The sequence below is a fragment of the Variovorax humicola genome (assembly GCF_037889915.1).
GTDB classification, from domain to species: Bacteria; Pseudomonadota; Gammaproteobacteria; order Burkholderiales; family Burkholderiaceae_C; genus Variovorax; species Variovorax humicola.
Genome location: NZ_JBBKZV010000009.1, coordinates 36,992 through 58,964 on the forward strand (window position 1 = coordinate 36,992; position 21,973 = coordinate 58,964).

Consider the following 21,973-nt stretch of genomic DNA (forward strand, 5'->3'; position numbering starts at 1 on the left):
TCCGGCCGTTGCCAACAACGCGCCTTGCCCTCCGATTTCATACCCGACTGGAGTCTGTGTTGAGCGCTCTTTTTCTTCGTTCGCTGGCCGTCGCCGGCATCGCCATTGCCATGGCCGCCTCGGCCTTCGCGCAGGATGCGCAGGATCGTGTGATCCGCTTCGGCCACCTCAACAATGCCGACCATCCAGTGAGCTTCGGCGTGAAGCGCTTTGCGGAACTGCTGGCCGCCAAGAGCGGCGGCAAGATGAAGGTACAGGAGTACCCGGCCTCGCAACTGGGCAACGAACTGCAGCAGCAGTCCGCGCTGCAGGGCGGCGTGCAACAGATGTCGGCGCCGGCCACGACCTCGCTTGCGGGCATCGTCAAGGAGTTCGGCCTGATCGACTTTCCGTTTGCGGTGAGCACCTTCACGCAGGCCGATGCGCTGCTGGATGGCCCGCTGGGCCAGGCGCTGATTGCCAAGCTGCCGGAAAAAGGTCTGGTCGCGTTGGGCTACTGGGACCTGGGCTTCCGCAACGTGACCAACAGCAAGCGCCCCATCACCAAGGCCGAAGACCTCGATGGCTTGAAGATCCGCGTGATCCCGAATCCGGTGTTCCTCGACACCTTCAAGGCATTCAGGGCCAATCCGGTTCCGATGCCGTTCGCCGAGTTGTACGGCGCGCTCGAATCGAAGGCGGTCGACGGCCAGGAGAACCCGTACTCGGTGATCCTGTCGAACAAGATGTTCGAGGTGCAGAAGTTCCTGAGCGCCACCAACCACGTCTACGCGGCCAACATCGTGCTGGTCAGCAGGAAGTTCTGGGACACGCTCTCGCCCACCGAGCAGAAATGGATGAACGAAGCCGCCAACGAGACACGCGGCTACCAGCGCCAGGTGAGCCGCGCCGCCGCGCAGAAGTCGGTGGGCGAACTGCAGGCCAAGGGCATGCAGTTCAACGACGTGAGTTCCACCGAGCAGGCCCGCATGCGCCAGATTGCCAAGCCGGTGATCGACAAGTTCGCCGCCAGCTATGACCCCGCAATGGTGAAGCTTTATTACGACGAACTTGCACGCATCCGCAAGTGAGTTCACATCCGACAAGGCATCCCATGAAGATCCTCGTTCTGCACGGACCGAACCTCAATCTTTTCGGGCGTCGCGAGCCGCACATCTACGGCCATACGACGCTGGCCGAGATCAACGCGCGGCTCGACAAGCTGGCCGCCGAACTCGGCGTGACGCTCGACGTCATCCAGTCGAACCACGAAGGCGACCTGATCGACTTCCTGCACAGGAACATCGACGAAGCGCAAGGCGCGCTGGTCAACCCGGCCGGCCTCACGCAGCATGGCGTGCCGCTGCACGACGCGATCAAGGCCATGCCCTTCCCGATGCTGGAGGTGCACATGTCCAACATCGCGGCGCGCGAGGCATGGCGCGCGCATTCGATCATCTCTCCGGCCGTCAAAGGCACGGTGCAGGGACTCGGGCCGGTGTCGTACCTTGCCGCATTGCGCGGGCTGGTCGAGATGCTGCGTGAAAGCGAAGCCGCAGCATGAGCCGCTGGATCGACCGAGGCTGCAAGGTCGTCGAGGCTGTCATCGCCCTGTTCCTCGCGCTGATGGTGGTGCTGGTGTTCGGCAACGTGGTGCTGCGCTACGGCTTCAACTCGGGCATCACCGTGTCGGAGGAAGTCTCGCGCTGGTTGTTCATCTGGGTCACGTTCCTTGGCGCACTGGTCGCGCTGAAAGAGCATGGTCACCTCGGCATGGACATGGTCGTGCAAATGCTGCCGCCGATCGGCAAGAAGGCTTGCGCGGTGGCCGGCCACGTGGTGATGCTCTACATCGTGTGGTTGCTGTTCCGGGGCAGCCTGGCGCAAACGCGCATCAACTGGGATGTGACCGCGCCGGTCACGGGCGCATCGATGGCCATCGTCTACGGCGTTGGCATCGTGTTCGCGGTGCTCGCTGCCGGGCTGCTGGCGCTCGACCTGATTCGCATCCTCACCGGCCAGGTCGCCGATGAAGACCTCGTCATGATCCAGGAATCCGAGGAAGCGGTGCAGCTTCAGCAGATCCTCGGCTCGGCGCATGAACCCGGGGCCAGGAAATGACCGTCTTCGTCTTCGTGGGTTCGCTGCTCCTGGCAATGGCCATGGGCATCCCGATCGCGTTCTCGCTGCTCGCGAGTGGGGTGGCGCTGATGTGGCACCTCGACCTGTTCGACGCGCAGATTCTTGCGCAGAACGTCATCGGCGGCGCCGACAGCTTTCCGTTGCTGGCGGTTCCCTTCTTCATGCTGGCCGGCGAGATCATGAACGTCGGAGGGTTGTCGAAGCGCATCGTCAATTTCGCGATGGCGCTGGTGGGCCATGTGAAGGGCGGTCTCGGCTATGTGACCATCCTGGCCGGCTGCCTGCTCTCGGCGCTCTCGGGTTCGGCCGTTGCAGATGCTGCGGCGCTGACGGCGCTGTTGCTGCCGATGATGGTCAGTGCAGGGCACGACAAGGCACGCGCCGGTGGTCTCATCGCGGCCACCGGTGTGATCGGCCCGGTCATTCCGCCGAGCATCGGCCTGGTGATCTTTGGCGTCGCGGCCAACGTCTCGATCTCGAAGCTGTTCCTTGCGGCCATCGCGCCCGGCCTGCTGATCGGCGCCGCGCTGTGGGTGACGTGGGCCTGGCTGGTGCGTCGCGAAAAGATCATCCCGCCGCCACGCAAGTCGGGCGTCGAAATCATGCGCGCGTTCCGCCACGCGCTGTGGGCGCTGTTCCTGCCGGTGATCATCCTGGTGGGCTTGCGCATGGGTGTCTTCACGCCGACCGAAGCGGCGGTGGTCGCGGCCGTGTATGCGCTTTTCGTGTCGATCGTGATCTATCGAGAGCTCACCTGGAAGGACCTGTACGGCATCTTCGTCAGTGCGGCGAAGACCAGTGCGATCGTGATGTTCCTCATCGCCGCTGCGATGGTGAGCGCATGGTTGATCACCGTGGCCGACCTGCCGTCGAAAGTGGTCGGCCTCCTGCAGCCTTTCATGGGCAACAAGATCCTGCTGATGTTCGCGATCATGGTGCTGGTGATGATCGTGGGTACGGCGATGGACATGACGCCCACCATCCTGATCCTCACGCCGGTGCTGATGCCGATCGTGAAGGCGGCCGGCATCGACCCCGTCTACTTCGGCGTGCTGTTCATCATCAACAACTCCATCGGCCTGGTCACGCCGCCCGTGGGCACCGTGCTCAACGTGGTGGCCGGCGTGGGCCGCATCTCGATGGACGACGTCACCAAAGGCGTGGTGCCTTTCATGATCGCGGAGTTCCTGATCATGTTCGTGATGGTGCTGTTCCCTTGGCTGGTCACAGGGCCGGCCAGATTTTTCAGCGGCTGAGAAGGCCCGCGTTCGCTTCACTCAAGACGATAGGAAACACATCATGAAAAGTCGCATCTGGAAGACCCTCGTCGCCGCCGCCGCAGTACTGGCCATGGCTGGCGCAGGGGCGCAGGTGAAGGAACGCACCCTGAAGTTCGCGTTCCAGAACCAGACCGGCCATCCGCAGGCGCAGGGCGCGCAGAAGTTCGCCGACCTCGTATCTGCGAAGTCGGACGGCAAGATCACGGTCAAGCTGTTCCCCGGCGGCGCGCTCGGCGGCGACCTCCAAACGGTGTCGGCCCTGCAGGGCGGCACGGTCGAGATCACGGTGCTGAACGCTGGCATCCTCAGCGCGCAGGTCAAGGAATTCGCGGTCTACGACTTTCCGTTCCTGTTCAACAATGGGCAGGAGGCCGATGCCGTGACCGATGGCCCGTTCGGCCAGAAACTGTTCGGCACGCTGGAAGACAAAGGGCTGCACGGCCTCGGCTACTGGGACCTCGGCTTTCGCAACGTCACCAACAGCAAACGCCCGATTGCCAAGGCCGATGACATCGCGGGCTTGAAGATCCGCGTAATCCAGTCGCCCATTTACGTCGACCTGTTCAACACCCTCGGCGCCAATGCGACGCCGCTGCCTTTCCCCGAGCTCTATTCGGCGCTTGACCAGAAGGCAGTCGACGGCCAGGAAAATCCGAACACGGTGATCCTGTCGTCCAAGTTCGCGGAAGTGCAGAAGTACGTGACGCAGACACGCCACATCTACAACCCGCAAGCCCTGATCGTCAGCAAGAAGACCTGGGACACGATGAGCGACCAGGAGAAGAAAATCATCTCCGACTCGGCCTCGGAAGCGACCACCTTCCAGCGCCAGGCTTCGCGCGGCGCGGCCGACAGCGCGCTCGAAGCGCTCAAGCAGGCGGGCATGACCGTGACCGAACTGCCACCGACCGAGGTCGCCAAGCTGCGCGAGAAGGTGAAGCCTGTGATCGACAAGTACACCGCGTCGATCGGCGAAGCGACCGTGAAGGAACTGATGGCCGAGATAGCCAAGGTACGCAGGTAGTTGTCGTTCAATGGACCTGTTCGAGCGCGGCATTGGCGTCGGAGCTGACGATGGTGACATTGAAGTGAGACAGCGGGCCGGCAGGACGGCCGCCCACCGCTCTACTTGACGACCATCACAGGCTGCGGCGAGGTCGCCAGCACGCGCTGCACGACCGAACCCAGCAGCAGGTCGGCCACTGCGCTGCGGCCCTTCGACCCCAGCACGATCAGGTCGAACTTCCCTGCTTTGGCGCAGTCGACGATCGCGCCGGCCACGTGCCCGGTGCGGATCTCGATGTCGTAATCGATGCCCGTCGATTTCAGCCACCGCACGGCCGGCCTGAGTTCCTTCTCGCTGAGTTCGCGCAGATAGTCGCTGACTTCGGCGGCGCCCACGAACGCTTTGGCGTGGCGCAGGCCGGTGTCGTCATGGACGCTGATGAGCGTGATCCTGTTCGGGGACGAGCGCACGTCGCGCGCGAGCCCGGCCGCGTACTTGACCGCACGCAGCGCGTGCTTCGAGCCATCGGTGCCGACAAGTATCTTCATGGTCGCACCGCTCCCGTCAAGGAGCTTTGGTGAACAAGGGTAGGTCGCAGGTCGTGCATGCAATCACCTTTCAGGTTGTGCGCGACGCTGGCGCGCTTGAATTTCCGCGTGCAACCATTTTGCAAGGTACGCCGCCGTCCGCGCTTGACGCCGATCAAGGCTGCGCACGGCTGTCGCTCCGGACTCGTGGCGGTAACGCGCCCGCGCCGCGGGCGTCGAATCCGAGTCGGTCTTGCACAGCGGCTTCACCGGCAAGATGGCTGAGCTGGTCGCGGCGCAGGCGAGCAAATGGCCGGCGGACATCATCGTGCTGGGCACGCACGGGCGCCACGGCGTCGGGCGGCTGCTGTTCGGCAGCGGCGCCGAGGCCGTGCTCCGCGGTGCGCCGGTACCGGTGCTGCTGGTGCGCGACGCCCCGGTGGCCGCGGCCGAGTCCTGACCGGACCCGATGCGCAGACTGTTCCTGCTCACGAACCGCCATCGCGCGCCTTCGACCAACGCCGGCCTGGGTCTTCTGCTCGCGTTCAACGCGGGCGCCAACAACGCGGGCGGCTTTCTCGTACTGCACATGTACACCTCGCACATGACAGGCTTCGCCTCCCAGGTCGCGGAGGGCTGGTGCTGGGAAGCACGACGCTGGTGCTCAATGCGTTTGGCGCCATCCTCGCGTTCATGGTCGGCGCCGGCAGTTGCGCAGTGCTCGTGAACTGGAGCCGCAGGCACCGCCTGCACAGCGTCTACGCCCTGCCCTTGCTGCTGGTCATGGGCCTGCAAAATGCCGTCGCGTCCAAGACCTCGGGCGGCAGCGTGCGCACCACGCACATGACGGGCAACATCACCGACCTGGGCATGGAACTGGGCAAGTGGCTCTACTGGGCCCGCAGCAACCATGCTCCGTCACGGCTGCAGGTCCGGCGCAACCGCCAGCGCATGGGCATCGCCGGTGGACTCGTCGCGATGTTCGTGCTGGGCGGCATCACCGGCGCGCTGGGGTTCAAGCATGTGGGCTTCGTGTTCGTGGTGCCGCTGGCGGCCCTGCTGCTCGGCCTGTCGGTGCCGCCGCTGCTGCGGGATGCTGCGCGTGCCAGAGCCTTGGTGGACCGCTTGACCGGCGATGCGGCCCGCGAAGCGCAACGGTGAGGATCGCGCCCCGGTGCAGGAGTCGTTTCAGACGGCCGCCCGCCCCCATGTCCGCAAGCGCCGCAGCCAGACGATCCTCTGCTTGCGCGTGAGGTTCTCCACCGAGCCGACGATCGCGTCGCGCACCGGCGCGATGCCGATGAGGCCGAGGATGTTGCGCTTGAGCAGACGCAGGCCGTGGGCCAGGAAGTACCAGCGGTAGACCAGGGCCGGCATTCCCATGGTGACGACCACGCGCGCGCTGCGCCCGGCGAGCAGCTTCGCCCGGAGGTTCGGCCCGTCCGCCGGAACCGCGAACCCCGGACGCATCACCTGCTCGAGGAAGCCCTTGAGGGCCGCGGGCATCCCACCCAGCCACAGCGGATAAACGATGACCAGGTGCTCCGCCCGGGCGATGGCCGCTTGCGCATCGGCCAATGCGGGCGGCAAGGCGGCATGCTTCCATTCCTCCTGGCTGCGCAGGAAGGCGAAATCCAGCATCCCGATGTCGACCCGTTCGACCTCGTGCCCGGCACTGCGCGCGCCTTCGGCATAGGCATCGGCGAGCGCATGGCAGAAGTGCTGCGCGCAGCCGTCCGGGTGCCCCTGGATGATCAGGACTCGCATGGCCGTCAGTGGGTCATCAGCACCGGCACCGTCATCTGCGCCAGGATCTGCCGCGTGACGCCGCCCAGCATCAGTTCGCGGAAGCGCGAATGCCCGTAGCCACCCATCACCAGCAGGTCGGCACCGAGGTCGGACAGGCGCGACAGCAGCGCATCCCCGACGCCGATCTCGGTGACGTCGCTTTCGGCCGTCGCATGGACGCCATGCCGCGTCAGGAATGCAAGCATGTCCGGCACCAGCAAGCGCTCTTCCGAGCTGTCGTCATGGACCGCACGGCAGGAAACCAGCGTGACCTTCGACGCCTGCCGCATCGCCGGCACCGCGGCCCGCAGCGCGACCGCCGACTCGCGCGAACCATCCCAGGCGACGGCCACGTTCTTCGGCACGCCTTCGAAATGGCCTGCGTACGGCACCAGCAGCACCGGCCGGCCCACTTCCATCACCACGCGTTGCGGCAGGTCGCGCGTCGTGATGTCCTTGACCTCGTCGTCGTCGCGCTGGCCGAGCACCACAAGGTCGCTCGTGCGTCCGTGCCGGACGACCGCGTCGACCGTCGTGGAGTCGATGAGGCGGACTTCGTACGACAGTGGTCCGTGTGCCGACAACAGTTCCCGGAATTCAAGGCTGATGGCTTCCGCGCGATGGCGCAGGTACTCCGCGCACTCCGCGATGTAGTCGGTCGCACCGGACAGGATCTCTTCGGCCGGGATGATGCCGTCGATGAGACCGGTCGAGATGAGCCCCACGAGGTGGCTCCCATGGGCCTGCGCCCACCCTGCCGCAAGGTCCGCGCGCTGGCAGAACGCGCCGGTGCGATCCAGATGCACGAGGATGGTTGGATAGGTCATGGTCTCGCCTGTTGATTCAGGTGCGCCCATGTTCTTCCACGCGACGTCGCTGCGCCTTGATGCGCATCAAGCCATCTCCTCGCAGGCTTCGACGGCCACCGCGACGACCATGTTGCCAAGCCTGATCGCGACAACGCGTTCCCCGGCTTTGCCGAGCGTATCGAACTCGGAGGTACATGGGCGACCTCGGATTGGTCGAGAGTGACTATGCCTGGGTGACGCGGCGGATCATGGACATTGCGCACCGGCACTCCGGTGGCCGGGCGTCTCGTGCCCGGAGGGCGGCTACGCGCAGGCGCCGATCGCCCGCAGCGTCGCTGCCCACGTCAGGATCCTGATGGGCCGCGACGGATCCGGCGGGTACGCGAGGCTCAGCCGTCGAGCGGTACCCCGCCACCGAAGCGGCAGATCCACTGATCCCACAAGTCGCGCTGCGAGTCTTCCATTGCCTTCTGCCAGGCGGCCAGGAGCTGGAACTGATTCTGCTGCGCTTGCAGCAATTGGGCTGCGAAAGCGTTCTGCCACTCGAGAGCCAGGTGCAACAGGCCATCCTGCACGGGGAATGCGAGCTTGTCGTCATGGGGCATGGTGATCTCCTGTGGGTGAGGATTGAGCTTCCTGCGAACGCCGTCGCGCGTTTTGATATGACGCAAGCCGCGCGTGACCATTTCGACCCATTTGGCCGCCCGCGACGACAAAGCCGGCATTGCCCAACTACTGGCAACCTGTTTGGGCAGCCACAGCCATCGCATCAGCCAGGTGCACTCGGCAAAGGCACCCATGGATCTCATGGCGCGCCCGACGCACGCGCGCTGGTTTTGCTCGCATGGTTCTTCCCGGCGAAGGCGGCTTCTCGATCGGCGGTTTGGGTCGCTCAGCAACCGCGAGCGGCTTGATGCTGCAGAGATTACAGCAATGCTGGTGAAGATCCAACTCCCGCGAATCGCCGGCGCTTGCAAGGCACTCGCGGCGTGGCGCACCCCCGACTTGCAGATCCCGATTCCCGCCGGCACCAACGCAAACCGCTATTCGGGGATGCAGGCGCCGGCGAATCACGGGCGCTCAGAGCCAACTCCAACCGGTTGCCGCTCGCGGCGTCGAAGATTTCGGCGATGTCGCTGGACGAGTTATGGACCTACGTGCAGGTTTTGAGCTCTGCGGTATCGGCGACTGGGTCGAGCGCAAGACGCTGGCCCAGATCATCCCCGCGCCCTTCTTCCACGACGTGAAGTACATGAGCACGATGCTGATGGAGACCGGGCTCGACAGCGCCGCCTGGACCCACAAGGACTACGACACGTACTGACCGCGAAAGCGAAAGATCGCTCAAGTCGGGGGCATGGACCGCTGGACGCACCTTTCAAGTCGAGCGATGCTTGCACACCAGTCGCCAGCAGGCAATTGCCTTGCGCACTGTGTCGGGCGGCTGTTCCTTGGCACTGGTTGGCCGGCTTGATAGCGCCGGTCGACTGCCTCGACATCCCGCCAACAGGGGACGCCACCAGCCACGTTGCAACGTATGCTGTGCTGCGCGCGGATTTCATGCGCAGCGCTCCTGGCGGCATGCAATCATCCATTCCAGGCACAGCTTTGAAGGAGTTCCAATGACCGGTCAGACATTGGGCATCATCACGGCGGAGGGATTCACCTGCACAATTGTGCAGGACGAAGATGGCCGGGTGCACTTTATGGCGGACGCTGACATCGATGCCGATGGCGCCAATGGGCAAAGCGGTCATCAGCCCGCCTACAAGGCGGACAACAGTGGCTCGGAAGCGCTTGCCAATGGCGGCATGAAAATCAGTGGCGGTGGCAAGGTCGTGTGCGCCCACGATTGGGCCCGGGATGTCGTGCTCCTGGACACAGACAACGAGCCCAAGATATTTCCGGGCGGAGTGATCGCCTCGATGACTTGGTATCGTCACCGAGACAAGCTCGCCTCCGATCCGGCGGCCTATGTGGATGCCGAGACGGTTCCCTATATCGTGGTGCCGCCACTCATCGTTCAAAAGACGTCGGGCGTGGTGCGCGGCTGCAAGGCCCAGGTGACCTGGCACGGCAAGACCGTGGCTTGCGTTGTCGCCGACCGTGGGCCTGCGCAGCGCATCGGCGAGCTCAGCATCGCCGCGGCCCGTGCACTCGGCATGCCGAGCAGCCCGCGCAACGGTGGCACCGAAAGGGCCGAGGTGCTGTATGAGTTGTGGCCTGGCACCGCGGCGCCGGGCTTTGAGTTGCAGCCTGCTTGAACGCGCTCACAGGCGAGGACCCATTCGAACCCACGTTTCCGCCGGAGATTCCAGGCCCGGGCAAATCTGGGGCGAGCTGATTCCGTTGGGGGGTTTATCGACCCGAGTCGGATCGATGCGGCTGTTTGAGCTGCACAGGAGGTGCCAATGTTTGACCGTAGCTATCTTGCCAAGAGCTTCACAGTTTCTGATCCGGACGCGCGCCTGCGGCGGGCAGGCGATCTCATGACTTTCGAAACGTCGAGTGGCACGATACAGAAAATACCGCAGGCAACCGTCATACGCGTTGACGCTGTCCAGCGCTTGCAGGCTGGAGCAAACAAGGTCGCACTGTTCGCGCATGCCGTCCAGCAGGATGGGACTCCGCTTGGCTGGACCTCAACAAACAATCTCCAAGGCAAGTTCGTCAATGAGACTCTCGAACTGCTCAAGCCGTCTGCGGGGAGCGGCAAATTCGGTCCCAACGCTGCCTGGTCGCGCGGTACCTACATTGGCCAGATCGACCTCGTCGAGATCGTCGACGCGAAGACGGAGATAGAACGCATAGCCGCTGGAACTGTCGCGCCATACCTGAAGATGGTTGGTGAGGCGAGCTTGTCGAGTGTTGTTGTCGCCATCAACAGCGGATTTCGGTCCTATCCGGAGCAGAAGTTCCTGTGGGATGGCTTCGACAGGGGGCTTCCAGGGTTCAACAAGGCTGCGAAGCCTGGCTCATCAAACCATCAGAACGGGATCGCCTTCGATATCGCTGTCGCGGGCGCGGACGGCAACGAGGTGTATGACTGGCTGAAACGGAACGCACCCGCACTAGGCTTTGTGCGCACTGTAAGTGGCGAGCCATGGCACTGGGAATTCGATCCAGCACGCGCGCAGCAGGCCGTTCAAAACCAGACCTTCAAGATTCCCTCCGTAACCGACTGATTGGGTCTCGACTTCACGCCGCGCACGATGTTCATGCGGGTGCCGGCATGCGATGGTCGCGGCCATTGCGGCACGTGCTCCCAATCTTGCCGAACCCGGATCTACCCCCGCCCATTTGCACAGCATGGCAACAAACGACGTGTGGTCGAAATCGCAAGTCGATCCAGCCGGCGCCCGAAATACCGTGCCCCATGCAATAAACCCCAATCGCAACGCGCTAGAAAAGAACTTTCTGTGAAGTCGTCAGGGCCGTGAAGCTTTCTCCCATGGGCTGAAGGATCGCGTTGGCAATCGGCTGGAGCTGCTTGGTCAGGTAGTGTTCGTAGTCGATGCGGGAATGACGCGTCTCCAGCGGCTCCGGCCCGTTTTGCGTCATGACATATCGAATCCACCCGCCATTCTGGTACTGCCTGGGTCGATTGACCCGAGCGTTGTACTCGTCGGCGATGCGAGCGGCGCGGACCTGTGGCGGCACGTTGACCAGGTAGGCGTCCAGGCGATGGCGCAGGCGCTTCCTGTAGATGAGCAGGTCATCCTTCCTGCCAGCCAAAGTCGACTGCGCATAGTCGGCCACGAAATCCCGGTAGGGCTCGCCCTGAAAGATTCGCGAAAGCAGACCCTCCTGGAACTGGCGCGCCAACGGGGTCCAGTCGCTGCGGGCCATCTCCAGGCCGCGATAGACCATTTCTTCCTTGCCCGCGGCATCCGTGCTCAGGCCCGCGTAGCGCTTCTTGCTGCCGACGTCCGAGCCGCGAATGGTGGGCATGAAGAACTTGCTGTAGTGGGTGTCGAACTCGATCTCCAGGAAGTTCTCCAGGTTGTGCTCGTCGCGCAACGTGCGCGTCCACCAGTCGTTGATGTCTTTGACCAGGCTTGCCGCGACGGCATGGGCTTCCTGGTTGGCGTGGGTTCGCCCCAGCCATATGAAAATGGAATCGGTATCGCCGTAGATGGCCTGGTATCCCCGCCGCTCCACGAAGTCGCGCGTGAGCTTCATCATTTCGTGCCCACGAAGGGTCACGGCGGACACCAGCTTGGGATTGAAGAAACGGCATTCGGCCGCACCGAGCACGCCCGCGAACGAGTTCATGAGCAGCTTCAGCGCCTGGGAAAGCGGCTCGTTGCGCTGGCGCTTGGCTTCATCCCGCGCCCGCGAGAGCGTGGTCACGATTTCCGGCAGGCAATGCTGCGTGCGCGAGAAGGTGGTCCCTTGCGGCCCCTTGACGAGCATCGCAGGGTCGTCGATGTTCGAACCCTCCACCAAACCCACTGGATCAACCAGGAAAGTCCGGATGATCGAGGGGTAGAGGCTCTTGTAATCCAGCACCACGACAGAATCGTAGAACCCCGGTTTCGAGTCCATCACGTACCCACCGGGGAAGGCCTTGCTCGGAATCTCGCCCACGTTCGGCGCCACGTAGCCCAGGCGATGCATCCGCGGCAGGTAGTGGTGGCTGAACGCGGCAATGGAGCCACCGAAGTGATCGGCCTGCAGGCCTGTGACCTGTGCCCGCTCCAGCACGAACTGCAGCAGCTTCGCCTTGTCGAAGATGCGCAGGACCAGCTCGCAGTCTCGAATGTTGTAGAGCGCGAGCGCGGGCTTGTCGTGCTGGTAGCGCCGCTCGATCTCCGCCATCTTGTCGTACTCGTCGCCGATGGCCTTGCCCTCGCCCAGCAAGGTTTGCGAGACGGTCTCGAGGCTGAAGGAAGGAAAGCTCCAGACAGCAGCCTTGAGTGCGTCGATGCCGTCGATGACCAGCCGGCCGGGCGTGGGCGCGAACAGGTAGCCCTGCTTGCGCGGATGGGTTCGCCAATCAATGGGTCGACGCTCCCGCCCCGGAAGGAACTGCGCCCCACAGTCGTCGGCCGTCTTCTGAAGCACCCGCAAGTCGAACTGAATGACGTTCCAGCCAATGACGACGTCGGGGTCGTTCCGTTCGAACCAGTCGTTGAGCTGTTCGATCATGGCCTTGCGGGTCGGGCAATAGACGAGCGCGAAGTCCGCAGTTTCATCGGGCGCCAATTGCGGACCGGATGGCGGCTCGCCCAACATGAAGACGACACGGTCCCGCATGCCGTCCAGCGCAATGGAATAGAGCTCCTCGTGCTGGCTCGTCTCGATGTCCAGCGACACCACCCTCAGCGCCGGCCGGAATTCGGGCGCAGGTTTGAGCGTGCAGTCGACGATCGTGTGGCCGTCTGTCCTCCCCCCTTCCACCAGCACGCCGGCGGTGATGAACCGCTCCATCAGGTGGCGGTCGTGCGGACGCACGTCGGCTTCGAGCACGGCAATGCTCTGTGTCTGGAGGGCTCGTGCCAATTGACCGAGCTGGCGAAAGTGCTTCGCATAGACACCGATGACGGGCTCGTGATGGAAGGTCTTCAGCGCAAGCTCACGTACCTGCATCCCTGGCTTGGCCACGAGGTGCGATTCCAGCGACGCCCGATGCCGGATTTCGACAAATGCGACGCAGGTCTGGGAGGTCAGGACCACTTTCATGGGCCCCGCGTCTGTTGCCAGCCAGTACTCGATTTCTGTGCCAGCCGGGGCATCCCGCCAGCGGCGGGTGAGGATGAAACCCTTGAGTTCGGTGGAAGTCACGAGAGCTTCGGGAATCGGATGGAGCAGGAGAGAACGCTTGCGCCGATTTTCGCCCGGTTATGACCGGCTGCTGTCTGCAAGGCTGGACATGATGGCCGCTTCATAGGCGAAGGAAGGCCCGTCTCCCGTCCCAAGGAGAGCAGTGCGCCTGCACAACGGTCGCCGCGGCATGCGCGCCGCCGAGGGCGTCCGTCGGCTCAAGCCGTGTCAAGGCGAATTGGAACCCAGGCGCACCGGGCAAGCGCGCAGCAGCAAACCATAATGCGATGCCCATGTTCCAAGCCACGCAAGAATGAGTGCCGCAGATTTTCTCTTTGCTCCGGAAGTGCAAAAGCTCTTGAAGGTCGTCTACGCGGCACCCGACCAGCAGTTCGCGACGAGCGAACTCGCCCAGCTTTCCAAGCTCGACACCGAGGATGTATCGCGTACCTTGGAGCATCTCGTCAAGAGCGGCATCCTGACAAGGAAAAAGCCGAAGGCGGACTTGCCCGAGACCGTCGAGGCCGACCGTTCGTTCGTCTTTTACAACGAGCTGCGGAGCATCGCGCTGAAGTCGTTCGCCGCGGCAGAACCTATTCGGGCCATGCTGCGTTCCAGATTCAGGGAGTCGGTGTTGCGCGCTTTTGTGCTGGGAGAGGACGAGGACGCCAACGTTGAGTTGTTGATCGTCCATGGCCACCTGGTGCCCGATGAGGCAGCCATGACAATCGCCTGCGAAAAGCTTTCGAGGATTCTCCGTCGCCATCTGAAAGTGCACGTCATATCGAACGCCAAGTTCAGCAGACTGACGCCGCGCGACCCGCTTGCGGCAAAGCTTGCGGCAGATTCGACGCACGAGATCATCGCGTACGGAGAAACCAGGGCGCAATTGCCCGTCGAGCGGGCCGGCCTCATGCAGAGCGCGAAGAGGAAGTTGGCAACGCTTTGCGGCTCGACCTCGTGAACGTCGCGTGTCGTGAAGAGTCGCCAATATGAATCTTCCGCACCCGAAGTGACGCGCGCTGAAGCACCGCTCGTCCGGTGTACCCATCGAACATGGGCAGCCACCTCGTCGAGAGGCGGCCCTTCTCGCGTTCCTGCCGGTTACGGCCGTCGTTTAAAAACGGCCTTTTGCGCCGGACAGTCGGTCTAGCCCGGGGAAAGCCTACGGACGGGCTTCGAAAACAAGGTTGAACGGCGTTTGTGTAGCGCGCCGAAAGCGGCGGAATCCCCCTTCGTGGACGACGCTGCGAATGCGCTGCTCGCCGGCTTGCGCGCCCAGTCCGAGCCCCACTTCCTGCGACAGCGAGCAGGGCGTACAGACCATCGTGGAGGCAGAGTAGAAGATGCGCCCGACCGGATTGAGGTTGTCTTCCAGGCGATCGTTGGCGAACGGCTCGACGATCATCCACATGCCGTCCGCCGAAAGCGTCTCGCGCACGTGCCTGGCCGCTCCTACCGGATCGCCCATATCGTGCAGGCAATCGAAAAAGGCGACCAAGTCGAAATCGCGGCCCGGATACGTCTTCGCGCCGGCCACCTCGAAGCTCACGCGATCGGCGACGCCCGCTGCGGTGGCGCGCTCGCGAGCAGCTGCGATCGAAGGCTCGTGATAGTCGTAGCCGACGAATGTCGACGCCGGGTAGGCCTGCGCCATCACGATCGTCGAAGCGCCGAAACCGCAGCCCACATCGGCCACGCGAGCACCGGCATGCAGGCGCTTGCTCATGCCATCCAATGCTGGAATCCAGCTCGGCTCCAGATTCGCGTTGTAGCCGGCGCGAAAGAAGCGTTCCGTGCCGGAAAACAGGCTCGGATGATGTTCGTGCCAGGCAAGGCCGGTGCCATCGCGAAAGGCCTTTTGCACCTTGTCGATGTCGAAAAACATCGACATGAGGCATTCGAATCCACCACCCATGAAGGCGGGGCTGCTTTCGTCCGCCAGCACCAGTGCAGCCTCGGGCGAGAGCGTATAGGTCTGCGCGCTCGCGTCGTAGTCGACGAAAGCGCTTGCGACCTGCGCGTTGAGCCATTCCTGCGCGTAGCGCAGACGCAGGCGCGTGCGTCCGCTGAATTGGTCCACCGTCATCGGGCCGGCGCCTGCCATCGCCTTGTACAACCCGAGCCGGTCACCAAGGATCACCAGCGGCGCGCTGGCCAATGCGCCGAACTCGGCCACCATCCTGGCGAGCAGGGCATTGAGCTTGTCTTCGTCGATCTGCATGGCGTCACTCCTATTGATCACGACTTGAAACATGCCGGTCCGCGTGGCCAGCTTCGCACCCTGGACTGGGCCCACCGGTTCCATTCACACAATCCAACCCACAGCGAAATTGGGAGCGGCTGCTTGCGCCGGCCCCCCGTAGTAGTTCGGGCCTTGAGATATCGCGGTTACCGTCCAGAACAAGATAGTCGAATGCATGCTGTGTCATTGCAAGGCGCCGCCATCCTGCCTCCGCATCCGCGCAGACCATCGCGTTGTCTTGCGCCTTTGACCCTGACGCGATCTTCGACAAGCCCGACGAACTGCAAGCATCTTGCGATGGGGCATGCATCGTCGTGGGGTCCATCTCCATTTCGAGTTGTCGCAGTCGGAGGTCTATGTCAGGCGGAAACAAAACACCGCGCCCTTGCCGGGCCGCGGCTGCAGGTGGATGTCGCTGTCGTGCAGCTGGAGGATGCGCTTCACGATCACCAGGCCCAGGCCGCCACTGCGGCCGCCTGTCGAGGAGAACATCGGCCGCGTGAAGATCGCGGTGCGCAGTTCGCTCGGGATGCCCGGCCCGGTGTCGCTGATCTCGACCCGGACGCCGGCCTTGTCCTGCCGCAGCTGAACCATGATCTGGCCGCCCGCGGGCGTGTGACGGATCGCGTTGTCCAGCAGGTTGGTCAGCACGCGCTCGATCATGCCGAGGTCGGCGGTGACGCCCGGCAGGTCCGGCGCGATGTCGGCCACCAATCGCTGATGCCGTGCTTCGGCGGCCAACTCGAACTTCTGGAAGACGTCCTGCACCAGATCGGCCAGCGCGAAGTGCTCTTTCTCGAGCTTGACGACACCGTATTCCAGCCGCGCCAACTCGAACAGCTCCTGCGACAGCCGCGCGACCTTCCGGCTCTGGGCCAGCGCGATCTCGAGGTAGCGGCGCCGCTCCGCGATGTCGAGCGTGTCCGCCTTGATCAGGAGCGTCTCGAGGTAGCCGTGCAGCGACGTCAGCGGCGTGCGCAGGTCGTGCGAGATGTTGGCAAACAGTTCGCGCCGCTGCTGGTCCTGCCGTGTGAGCTCGCGCCATTGCTCGGCGATGCGCCGTGTCATCTGCGCGAAGGCCTGGGCGAGCGTGGCGATTTCGTCGCGGCCCCGGCCGACGCGCTCGAAGGCCGGCGCGACGTCCTGCAGCGCTGCCACTCCGTCGTTCTCGAACCTGCGCACCGCGCCGGTCAGTTCGCGCAGCGGACGCGTGATCAAGCGAAATGCCGCCAGCCCGGCGATCAGACCCAGAAGGGCCACCAGCGCCACCGACCACAGCGTCGTGCTCAGCACATTGCCGGCCACGGCATCGGCCACCAGCGCATCGCGCTGTTCGCCCGACAGCACCACGTAGACGTAGCCGACCTCCCGGCCGTCGACGCGCAGCGGCGCCGCACTGAACACCTTGCGAGTACCGCTGCCGCGCGGATCGTCACCGACGATTGGCAAGGGCGCGCCGTCGAGCAACCGCCGGATCGGATCGAGATCGACCCGGTCGCGCTTCAGATGCCCGGGCGGCGCGGCCTGTCCCTGGATGCGGCCATCGAGGCCGAGCAGGTAGACCTCGACGCTGGGGTTGACGGCCATCAGCTTGTCGAACAGGTCGCTCACGGCCGCCGGATTGAGCCCGTCGCGTTCCATCAAGGTCGAGTTTTCCGCGATGTGCGCCGCAAGGCCGCGAGAAAGGCGCTGCGTCACCTCCTGCTCGTAGCGGACGTTGGCGTGCATCTGCAGCCAGATCGAGGCACCGCAGCAGGCCAGCAGCAGCACGGCGAAGACGACGGAGATGCGCCGCGACAAGCTCGCGCGAAAGGTCATGAAACACCCTCCTGCGCCACCAGCTTGTAGCCCCGCCCCCACACCGTGAGGATGCAGCGTGGCTGCGACGGGTCGGCCTCGATCTTCATGCGCAGGCGATTGATGTGCGTGTTGACCGTGTGCTCGTAGCCGTCGTGCTGGTAACCCCAGACATGGTTGAGCAGGTCGAGACGCGAGAACACCTTGCCCGGATGGCGGGCGAAGAAATGCAGCAGATCGAACTCCCGAGGCGTGAGCTCGACCGGCTTGCCGTCCACCTGCACCTCGCGGGCGACCGGATCGATGCCGAGCTTGCCGATGTCCAGGCGTCCCGCCTCCATCCGCGCATTGCGCGCCAGCGCATCGCTGCGCCGCAGCAACGCCCTGACCCGCGCCACCAGTTCCAGCACCGAGAACGGCTTGGCCAGGTAGTCGTCGGCGCCGAGCTCGAGCCCCAGGATGCGATGCACCTCGCTCGACCGGGCACTGGTGATGATGATCGGCGTGTAGCGCGTCATGGCCCGGGCCCGGCGGCAGATTTCCAGGCCATCGACACCCGGCAGCATCAGGTCCAGGATCAACGCGTCCCAGCTGCCGCGCTCGAGTTCGCGCATGCCTGCATCGCCATCGGCCGCGTGCGTGATGGCGTAGCCCTCGTCCTGAAGGTGCATGCCCATCAGCTCGGCGATGTGGGTGTCGTCTTCGACGATCAGAACGCGTTTGGCGGGGTCCATGAAAGCGGATTGTGCGGCGATATGAGCCGCGCATTTATCACAATTAATTGAACTCTTCGTGATGAATCGGCCATGGGGTGAGCCCAAGAATCTGCCCCATGCAACGCGAATCCCCGACACCCGGCAACCCTCCCATCCACCCGCTGTGGATGCGCATCACCCATTGGCTCAACGCCCTCGCGGTGCTGGTGCTGGTCACCAGCGGCTGGCGAATCTACGACGCTTCGCCGCTTTTCGACTTCGAATTTCCCGCCTCCATCACACTGGGTGGTTGGCTGGGAGGTGCGCTGCAATGGCACTTCGCCGCGATGTGGCTGCTGGCGATCAACGGCCTGATCTACCTCGCGCTCAATGTGGCGAGCGGACGGCTCTGGCGCAAGTTCTTCCCGCTGTCACTCGCCGGCATCTGGCGCGATGCGCTTGCGGCTCTGCGCGGCAAGCTGTCGCACGATGACCCGCGGCGCTACAACCACGTGCAGCGCCTGGCGTACCTGTTCGTGATGGTTGACATCGCGGTGCTCGTTCTCTCGGGCCTGGTGCTCTGGAAGTCGGTCCAGTTTGCGGGCCTGCGCGAACTGCTCGGCGGCTACGAGTTCGCTCGCCGCATCCATTTTTGCGCGATGGCCGCGCTCGTCGCCTTCGTGGCCGTCCACCTCGTGATGGTGGCGCTGGTCCCCCGCACGTTGCTCACGATGCTGAGCAGTCACGGCAAGGAAGCAACGTGAAAATCTTCAAGCGCCCCTCCATGGCAACTCTGGCCGACGTGGACACTGACGCGGCCCTGGCCGAGGCACGCAAGCTGATCGGACGCCGCATCGAGCAACCTGCGCGTCGCGCCTTCCTTCAGCGCTCGCTGACGCTGGGCGGTCTTTCCCTGCTGAGCGGCTGCAGCATCAGCGACAACGCGACGGTCGAGGCAGCCCTCATGCGCATCTCGCGCTTCAACGATGCCGCCCAGGCCTGGATCTTCGACCCGACCAGGCTTGCGCCGACCTATCCGGACGCGATGATCACACGGCCGTTTCCGTTCAATGCGTTCTACGGCGAGGATGAAGTCCGCGAAGTGGCGGAGGCCGGCTACCGGCTCGAAGTCACCGGCCTCGTCGCCGACAAGCGAAGCTGGACACTGGCGGATCTGCGCGCGATGCCGCAGCAAGACCAGGTCACGCGCCATATCTGCGTTGAAGGATGGAGTGCGATCGGCAAATGGGGCGGCGTTCCTTTCGCCGATTTCCTGCGCAGGATCGGCGCCGACACGAGTGCCAGGTACGTCGGCTTCAAGTGCGCCGACGACTACTACACCAGCATCGACATGCCGACGGCACTGCACCCGCAGACCCTTCTCACGCTCACTTACGACGGCCAGCCGCTTCCTCCGAAGTACGGATTTCCGATGAAGCTGCGCATGCCCACCAAGCTGGGCTACAAGAACCCGAAGCACATCCGGGCGATTTTCGTCACCAACACGTACCCTGGCGGTTACTGGGAAGACCAGGGCTACAACTGGTTCGGCGGCAGTTGAGTCAGTCTCGACTCGGCGCTGTTGAAAACGCGCGGCCGTGTTCTCTCGAACCGTGCCATCGAAACTTCCACTCACAAGGACACTGAAATGAACAAGCTCACCGCAACGCTCCTCGCCGCCTTCATGGCGGTCGGCTCCGCATCGACATTCGCCGCCGACGACATGAGCAAGGACTCCATGTCGAAAGATGCCATGGGCAAGGGTGGCGCCATGGCCAAGGACGGCATGAAGAAGGATTCAATGGCGAAGGACGGCATGTCCAAGGACGGAATGAAGAAGGATTCGATGTCGAAGGACGGCATGGCCAAGGACGGCATGGCGAAGGACGAGATGAAGAAGTAGTCGCCGGCGCGCTCCAGCGAGATCTACCAGGATTCTGTTCAATCTGTCGCGCCCGTGCTCGCGGGCATGAACCCGATTCTCGCGAGGATGGACCGCCGGCCGCGCGCGCAGCCGCGCGTCCATGCGGCACCGTATGGCTGGTCGAGCTCCGGACAACGAGGGTGGGCATCAGCAGCCGGGTGGATGGCAGGACATCGGGACTGCGAAGGCTCTCGACGAACAGTTGCGCCGCATGCCGACCCATCTGCTCGACCGCGACTTTCACGATCGTAAGCGGCGGCGACACCAGGTCCGCGAAAGGCATGTCGTTGTGCCCGACCAGTGACATCTCGCGCGGCACGTCGATGCCAGCCGTGCGCAGGGTGTCCAGCGCGCAGAAGGCGATGAGGTCGTTGGCGGCAAGGATCGCGAGCCGACGCCGTGCGACCAAAGACGTCGTCGATCCGAGCGGCGGCGACACGACGCGGCAGAATGGTCCATCCCGCCCTCCATCTGATCGCGCCGAGGAGTTCTTCCCGTGGAATCCGAGAAACCCACCGTGTCGTTCGACCAGCGCGACTCATCGCTTCGAAGCGCCTCGCTCGCCGAGGTGTCGGCCCGCAGCCTTCCCCGGCCCGAGAGTGTGACAGTGGTCATCAAGCACCACGTGCGCGCGCAGGCCGTTGCGGACTATGAGCAATGGCTCAAGCGCATAGTGCCCATCGCGCAACGGTTCCCGGGACATCGCGGAGTGCACGTCATCCATCCTGTGCCGGGCTCGACGCTCTACACGGTGACGGTTCGGTTCGACACGCTGCAACATGCGGAGGACTGGTTTCAGTCGGCCGCGCGGCAGAGTCTGGTCAATGAGGTGATGCCGTTCCTCGCAAGCGACGAGCAACGCCAGACGGTGACGGGGCTGGAGTTCTGGTTCCACCCGGAGCCCGGGCAGAAGCCGGCCAAGCGCTTCAAGCAGTTCCTGCTGACACTCTCGGTGATCTTTCCCCTCACCATGCTGGTTCCCGTTCCCGTTCAATGGCTGGTGCGGCAGCAGCCCTGGCTCGGCAACACCATCCTGGAGCACCTGGTGATCGCGGCGATCATCGTGGGGCTGATGACCTACGTCCTCATGCCGCGCGTCACCCGGCTGGCCGCGCATTGGCTGTACGAATGAAAGATCGGCGTCGGCGTGGGACAGCTCTGCCGGCGTGGGCAGGCGCTTCTCGGCAAACTGGTGTTCGTCGAAGCCGCCCACCACGCGCAGCCATTGTGGGGCCGGTGTGATCGCAGTCCGGCGTCCAGTGGCCAGCCAGTGGCTGGCATGTTTGTTGCAGCGCAACACAAAGGGCCTCTGCGACTGGAGCGCCCCGGAGTGTGCCCATGCGATGGTTGCTGATGATGTGGATGGTCCTAGCCTGTGGCGCGGCTCGCAGCGATGAGGAACGCCCGACGCCGGATATCGTTGGTGTGTTGCAGATCTCGCAACAGAAGCAACTCGACGCCCTGACGCCGGCCGATGCCACGAGCGCGCGGGCCGTGAAGGTGCGCGAGTCATTCGAAAAGCTTTTGCGCAGCCTTCACAATCCCGTCCTCTCCCAGGTCGAGCTACGCGTCGTGCGCGACGATATCCTGAGCGAGACGCTGCAAGGCCGCATCGTGGTGGCCAATGTCGGCTTGGCAGATCTGCCGGAAGGCGAGCGGGTCTTCATTCTGGCGCACGAACTGGGACACGTGATGCTTGACCACTGGTCGCAGATGGGCCTGCTTTACGCGAAATGGGTGCCGGGCCCCGTCGTGCAGCAGCACACTGACGCCATTGCGGACCGCCTGGGCCGTGACGCATCGGCACTGGCCCATCGTCAGGAATTCGAAGCCGACGCCTTTGCCCTGAGCACGCTGCGCGCCTTGGGCCTGCCGGATCAGCATGTCGTCGCGGCCTTCATGGATCTGGGCTGGCGCAACGACACCGCGACGCACCCCGGCACGCGCAAGCGCCTCGCAGCCTTGCGCGCCCTGGCGCCCGACTGGCGTACGGTGCAGCCTTGAGCGTCGCTGCC

Annotated in this window: 23 protein-coding genes and 3 pseudogenes; 17 read left to right on the forward strand and 9 right to left on the reverse strand. The window is 64.0% G+C overall.

The window, feature by feature from the left end; genetic code table 11:
• The first annotated feature begins 110 nt into the window (after positions 1–110).
• The 5 genes from WKW80_RS16445 to WKW80_RS16465 are packed head-to-tail and all read left to right on the forward strand — an operon-like array spanning position 111 to position 4,425.
• Positions 111–1,070, forward strand: coding sequence for a TRAP transporter substrate-binding protein (locus WKW80_RS16445; RefSeq protein ID WP_340364806.1), 960 nt, complete (start codon positions 111–113; stop codon positions 1,068–1,070).
• A 23-nt stretch (positions 1,071–1,093) separates the two neighbouring features.
• Positions 1,094–1,543, forward strand: coding sequence for a type II 3-dehydroquinate dehydratase (locus WKW80_RS16450; protein WP_340364645.1), 450 nt, complete (start codon positions 1,094–1,096; stop codon positions 1,541–1,543).
• Positions 1,540–2,100 (forward strand): TRAP transporter small permease, encoded by a 561-nt coding sequence (locus WKW80_RS16455; RefSeq protein WP_340364646.1) that lies wholly within the window; start codon positions 1,540–1,542, stop codon positions 2,098–2,100. Before WKW80_RS16450 ends, WKW80_RS16455 begins: the two co-directional genes overlap by 4 nt.
• Complete coding sequence (locus WKW80_RS16460) at positions 2,097–3,377, forward strand: TRAP transporter large permease (protein WP_340364647.1); 1,281 nt, start codon at positions 2,097–2,099, stop codon at positions 3,375–3,377. Before WKW80_RS16455 ends, WKW80_RS16460 begins: the two co-directional genes overlap by 4 nt.
• A 43-nt stretch (positions 3,378–3,420) precedes the next feature.
• Positions 3,421–4,425, forward strand: a complete 1,005-nt coding sequence (locus tag WKW80_RS16465; protein ID WP_340364648.1) for a TRAP transporter substrate-binding protein — start codon at positions 3,421–3,423, stop codon at positions 4,423–4,425.
• 101 nt (positions 4,426–4,526) lie between these two features.
• Here the strand turns inward: WKW80_RS16465 and WKW80_RS16470 are convergent, their stop codons facing one another.
• Positions 4,527–4,955 (reverse strand): universal stress protein, encoded by a 429-nt coding sequence (locus WKW80_RS16470; RefSeq protein ID WP_340364649.1) that lies wholly within the window; start codon positions 4,953–4,955, stop codon positions 4,527–4,529.
• 232 nt (positions 4,956–5,187) lie between these two features.
• Between WKW80_RS16470 and WKW80_RS16475 the strand changes: the two genes are divergently transcribed.
• Positions 5,188–5,394, forward strand: a complete 207-nt coding sequence (locus WKW80_RS16475) for a universal stress protein (protein ID WP_340364650.1) — start codon at positions 5,188–5,190, stop codon at positions 5,392–5,394.
• Positions 5,395–5,403: 9 nt separating this feature from the next.
• Positions 5,404–6,095 (forward strand): annotated as a pseudogene (locus WKW80_RS16480) (YoaK family protein).
• A 27-nt stretch (positions 6,096–6,122) separates the two neighbouring features.
• Here WKW80_RS16480 and WKW80_RS16485 read toward each other — a convergent pair.
• On the reverse strand, positions 6,123–6,701 hold the full coding sequence (locus tag WKW80_RS16485; protein WP_340364651.1) for an NAD(P)H-dependent oxidoreductase: 579 nt from the start codon (positions 6,699–6,701) through the stop codon (positions 6,123–6,125).
• 5 nt (positions 6,702–6,706) lie between these two features.
• Positions 6,707–7,549 (reverse strand): universal stress protein, encoded by an 843-nt coding sequence (locus WKW80_RS16490; protein ID WP_340364652.1) that lies wholly within the window; start codon positions 7,547–7,549, stop codon positions 6,707–6,709.
• A 176-nt stretch (positions 7,550–7,725) separates the two neighbouring features.
• Between WKW80_RS16490 and WKW80_RS16495 the strand changes: the two are divergent.
• Positions 7,726–7,898 (forward strand): annotated as a pseudogene (locus WKW80_RS16495) (histone deacetylase family protein); the annotation flags it as partial.
• A 22-nt stretch (positions 7,899–7,920) separates the two neighbouring features.
• Here WKW80_RS16495 and WKW80_RS16500 read toward each other — a convergent pair.
• Positions 7,921–8,331, reverse strand: coding sequence for a hypothetical protein (locus WKW80_RS16500; RefSeq protein ID WP_340364817.1), 411 nt, complete (start codon positions 8,329–8,331; stop codon positions 7,921–7,923).
• A 347-nt stretch (positions 8,332–8,678) separates the two neighbouring features.
• On the opposite strand from WKW80_RS16500, the gene WKW80_RS16505 reads away from it, so the two are divergent.
• The 3 genes from WKW80_RS16505 to WKW80_RS16515 all read left to right on the forward strand — a co-directional run bounded on the left by WKW80_RS16505 (position 8,679) and on the right by WKW80_RS16515 (position 10,716).
• A complete protein-coding gene (locus tag WKW80_RS16505; RefSeq protein ID WP_340364653.1) occupies positions 8,679–8,855 on the forward strand; it encodes a hypothetical protein in 177 nt (58 codons plus the stop codon).
• Positions 8,856–9,153: 298 nt separating this feature from the next.
• Positions 9,154–9,795 carry a glycoside hydrolase family 75 protein gene (locus WKW80_RS16510; protein ID WP_340364654.1) on the forward strand — a complete coding sequence of 214 codons (642 nt, stop codon included), beginning with the start codon at positions 9,154–9,156 and terminating at the stop codon, positions 9,793–9,795.
• A gap of 147 nt (positions 9,796–9,942) precedes the next feature.
• Positions 9,943–10,716 carry a M15 family metallopeptidase gene (locus WKW80_RS16515; protein WP_340364655.1) on the forward strand — a complete coding sequence of 258 codons (774 nt, stop codon included), beginning with the start codon at positions 9,943–9,945 and terminating at the stop codon, positions 10,714–10,716.
• 217 nt (positions 10,717–10,933) lie between these two features.
• Here WKW80_RS16515 and WKW80_RS16520 read toward each other — a convergent pair whose 3' ends face one another.
• Complete coding sequence (locus WKW80_RS16520; protein WP_340364656.1) at positions 10,934–13,318, reverse strand: DNA polymerase II; 2,385 nt, start codon at positions 13,316–13,318, stop codon at positions 10,934–10,936.
• A gap of 292 nt (positions 13,319–13,610) precedes the next feature.
• On the opposite strand from WKW80_RS16520, the gene WKW80_RS16525 reads away from it, so the two are divergent.
• Positions 13,611–14,261 carry a hypothetical protein gene (locus tag WKW80_RS16525; protein ID WP_340364657.1) on the forward strand — a complete coding sequence of 217 codons (651 nt, stop codon included), beginning with the start codon at positions 13,611–13,613 and terminating at the stop codon, positions 14,259–14,261.
• A gap of 201 nt (positions 14,262–14,462) precedes the next feature.
• On the opposite strand, the gene WKW80_RS16530 is transcribed toward WKW80_RS16525, so the two are convergent.
• The 3 genes from WKW80_RS16530 to WKW80_RS16540 form a co-directional block, all read right to left on the reverse strand.
• Positions 14,463–15,521: a class I SAM-dependent methyltransferase gene (locus tag WKW80_RS16530; RefSeq protein WP_340364658.1), complete on the reverse strand. Its 1,059-nt coding sequence runs from the start codon at positions 15,519–15,521 to the stop codon at positions 14,463–14,465.
• Positions 15,522–15,896: 375 nt separating this feature from the next.
• Complete coding sequence (locus WKW80_RS16535; RefSeq protein ID WP_340364659.1) at positions 15,897–17,360, reverse strand: sensor histidine kinase; 1,464 nt, start codon at positions 17,358–17,360, stop codon at positions 15,897–15,899.
• Positions 17,357–18,073 (reverse strand): response regulator transcription factor, encoded by a 717-nt coding sequence (locus WKW80_RS16540; protein WP_340364660.1) that lies wholly within the window; start codon positions 18,071–18,073, stop codon positions 17,357–17,359. Before WKW80_RS16540 ends, WKW80_RS16535 begins: the two co-directional genes overlap by 4 nt.
• A gap of 98 nt (positions 18,074–18,171) precedes the next feature.
• Between WKW80_RS16540 and WKW80_RS16545 the strand changes: the two genes are divergently transcribed.
• From WKW80_RS16545 to WKW80_RS16555, 3 genes are all read left to right on the forward strand, one after another.
• On the forward strand, positions 18,172–18,798 hold the full coding sequence (locus WKW80_RS16545; protein ID WP_340364661.1) for a cytochrome b/b6 domain-containing protein: 627 nt from the start codon (positions 18,172–18,174) through the stop codon (positions 18,796–18,798).
• Complete coding sequence (locus WKW80_RS16550) at positions 18,795–19,595, forward strand: molybdopterin-binding protein (RefSeq protein WP_340364662.1); 801 nt, start codon at positions 18,795–18,797, stop codon at positions 19,593–19,595. The genes WKW80_RS16545 and WKW80_RS16550 overlap by 4 nt, the downstream gene beginning before the upstream one ends.
• Before the next feature lie 87 nt (positions 19,596–19,682).
• Positions 19,683–19,937, forward strand: a complete 255-nt coding sequence (locus WKW80_RS16555; protein WP_340364663.1) for a pentapeptide MXKDX repeat protein — start codon at positions 19,683–19,685, stop codon at positions 19,935–19,937.
• A 151-nt stretch (positions 19,938–20,088) separates the two neighbouring features.
• On the opposite strand, the pseudogene WKW80_RS37320 reads toward WKW80_RS16555, so the two are convergent.
• Positions 20,089–20,397: pseudogene (locus WKW80_RS37320) on the reverse strand (substrate-binding domain-containing protein); the annotation flags it as partial.
• Between the two features lie 57 nt (positions 20,398–20,454).
• Between WKW80_RS37320 and WKW80_RS16560 the strand changes: the two are divergent.
• Together WKW80_RS16560 and WKW80_RS16565 are read left to right on the forward strand one after the other, a co-directional pair.
• Positions 20,455–21,090: an antibiotic biosynthesis monooxygenase gene (locus tag WKW80_RS16560; RefSeq protein ID WP_340364664.1), complete on the forward strand. Its 636-nt coding sequence runs from the start codon at positions 20,455–20,457 to the stop codon at positions 21,088–21,090.
• A 206-nt stretch (positions 21,091–21,296) separates the two neighbouring features.
• Positions 21,297–21,962 carry a M48 family metalloprotease gene (locus WKW80_RS16565; RefSeq protein ID WP_340364665.1) on the forward strand — a complete coding sequence of 222 codons (666 nt, stop codon included), beginning with the start codon at positions 21,297–21,299 and terminating at the stop codon, positions 21,960–21,962.
• Positions 21,963–21,973: the final 11 nt, after the last annotated feature.

Bases quoted from the DNA above. Each gene is read 5' to 3' on its own strand.
- WKW80_RS16450 (WP_340364645.1), top strand. From the start codon at position 1,094: ATGAAGATCCTCGTTCTGCACGGACCGAACCTCAATCTTTTCGGGCGT.
- WKW80_RS16530 (WP_340364658.1), bottom strand. From the start codon at position 15,521: ATGCAGATCGACGAAGACAAGCTCAATGCCCTGCTCGCCAGGATGGTG.
- WKW80_RS16555 (WP_340364663.1), top strand. From the start codon at position 19,683: ATGAACAAGCTCACCGCAACGCTCCTCGCCGCCTTCATGGCGGTCGGC.
- WKW80_RS16490 (WP_340364652.1), bottom strand. From the start codon at position 7,549: ATGACCTATCCAACCATCCTCGTGCATCTGGATCGCACCGGCGCGTTC.
- WKW80_RS16510 (WP_340364654.1), top strand. From the start codon at position 9,154: ATGACCGGTCAGACATTGGGCATCATCACGGCGGAGGGATTCACCTGC.
- WKW80_RS16525 (WP_340364657.1), top strand. From the start codon at position 13,611: ATGAGTGCCGCAGATTTTCTCTTTGCTCCGGAAGTGCAAAAGCTCTTG.
- WKW80_RS16445 (WP_340364806.1), top strand. From the start codon at position 111: ATGGCCGCCTCGGCCTTCGCGCAGGATGCGCAGGATCGTGTGATCCGC.
- WKW80_RS16465 (WP_340364648.1), top strand. From the start codon at position 3,421: ATGAAAAGTCGCATCTGGAAGACCCTCGTCGCCGCCGCCGCAGTACTG.
- WKW80_RS16455 (WP_340364646.1), top strand. From the start codon at position 1,540: ATGAGCCGCTGGATCGACCGAGGCTGCAAGGTCGTCGAGGCTGTCATC.
- WKW80_RS16515 (WP_340364655.1), top strand. From the start codon at position 9,943: ATGTTTGACCGTAGCTATCTTGCCAAGAGCTTCACAGTTTCTGATCCG.
- WKW80_RS16460 (WP_340364647.1), top strand. From the start codon at position 2,097: ATGACCGTCTTCGTCTTCGTGGGTTCGCTGCTCCTGGCAATGGCCATG.
- WKW80_RS16565 (WP_340364665.1), top strand. From the start codon at position 21,297: ATGCGATGGTTGCTGATGATGTGGATGGTCCTAGCCTGTGGCGCGGCT.
- WKW80_RS16545 (WP_340364661.1), top strand. From the start codon at position 18,172: ATGCAACGCGAATCCCCGACACCCGGCAACCCTCCCATCCACCCGCTG.
- WKW80_RS16500 (WP_340364817.1), bottom strand. From the start codon at position 8,331: ATGGGTGCCTTTGCCGAGTGCACCTGGCTGATGCGATGGCTGTGGCTG.
- WKW80_RS16505 (WP_340364653.1), top strand. From the start codon at position 8,679: ATGGACCTACGTGCAGGTTTTGAGCTCTGCGGTATCGGCGACTGGGTC.
- WKW80_RS16485 (WP_340364651.1), bottom strand. From the start codon at position 6,701: ATGCGAGTCCTGATCATCCAGGGGCACCCGGACGGCTGCGCGCAGCAC.
- WKW80_RS16470 (WP_340364649.1), bottom strand. From the start codon at position 4,955: ATGAAGATACTTGTCGGCACCGATGGCTCGAAGCACGCGCTGCGTGCG.
- WKW80_RS16540 (WP_340364660.1), bottom strand. From the start codon at position 18,073: ATGGACCCCGCCAAACGCGTTCTGATCGTCGAAGACGACACCCACATC.
- WKW80_RS16535 (WP_340364659.1), bottom strand. From the start codon at position 17,360: ATGACCTTTCGCGCGAGCTTGTCGCGGCGCATCTCCGTCGTCTTCGCC.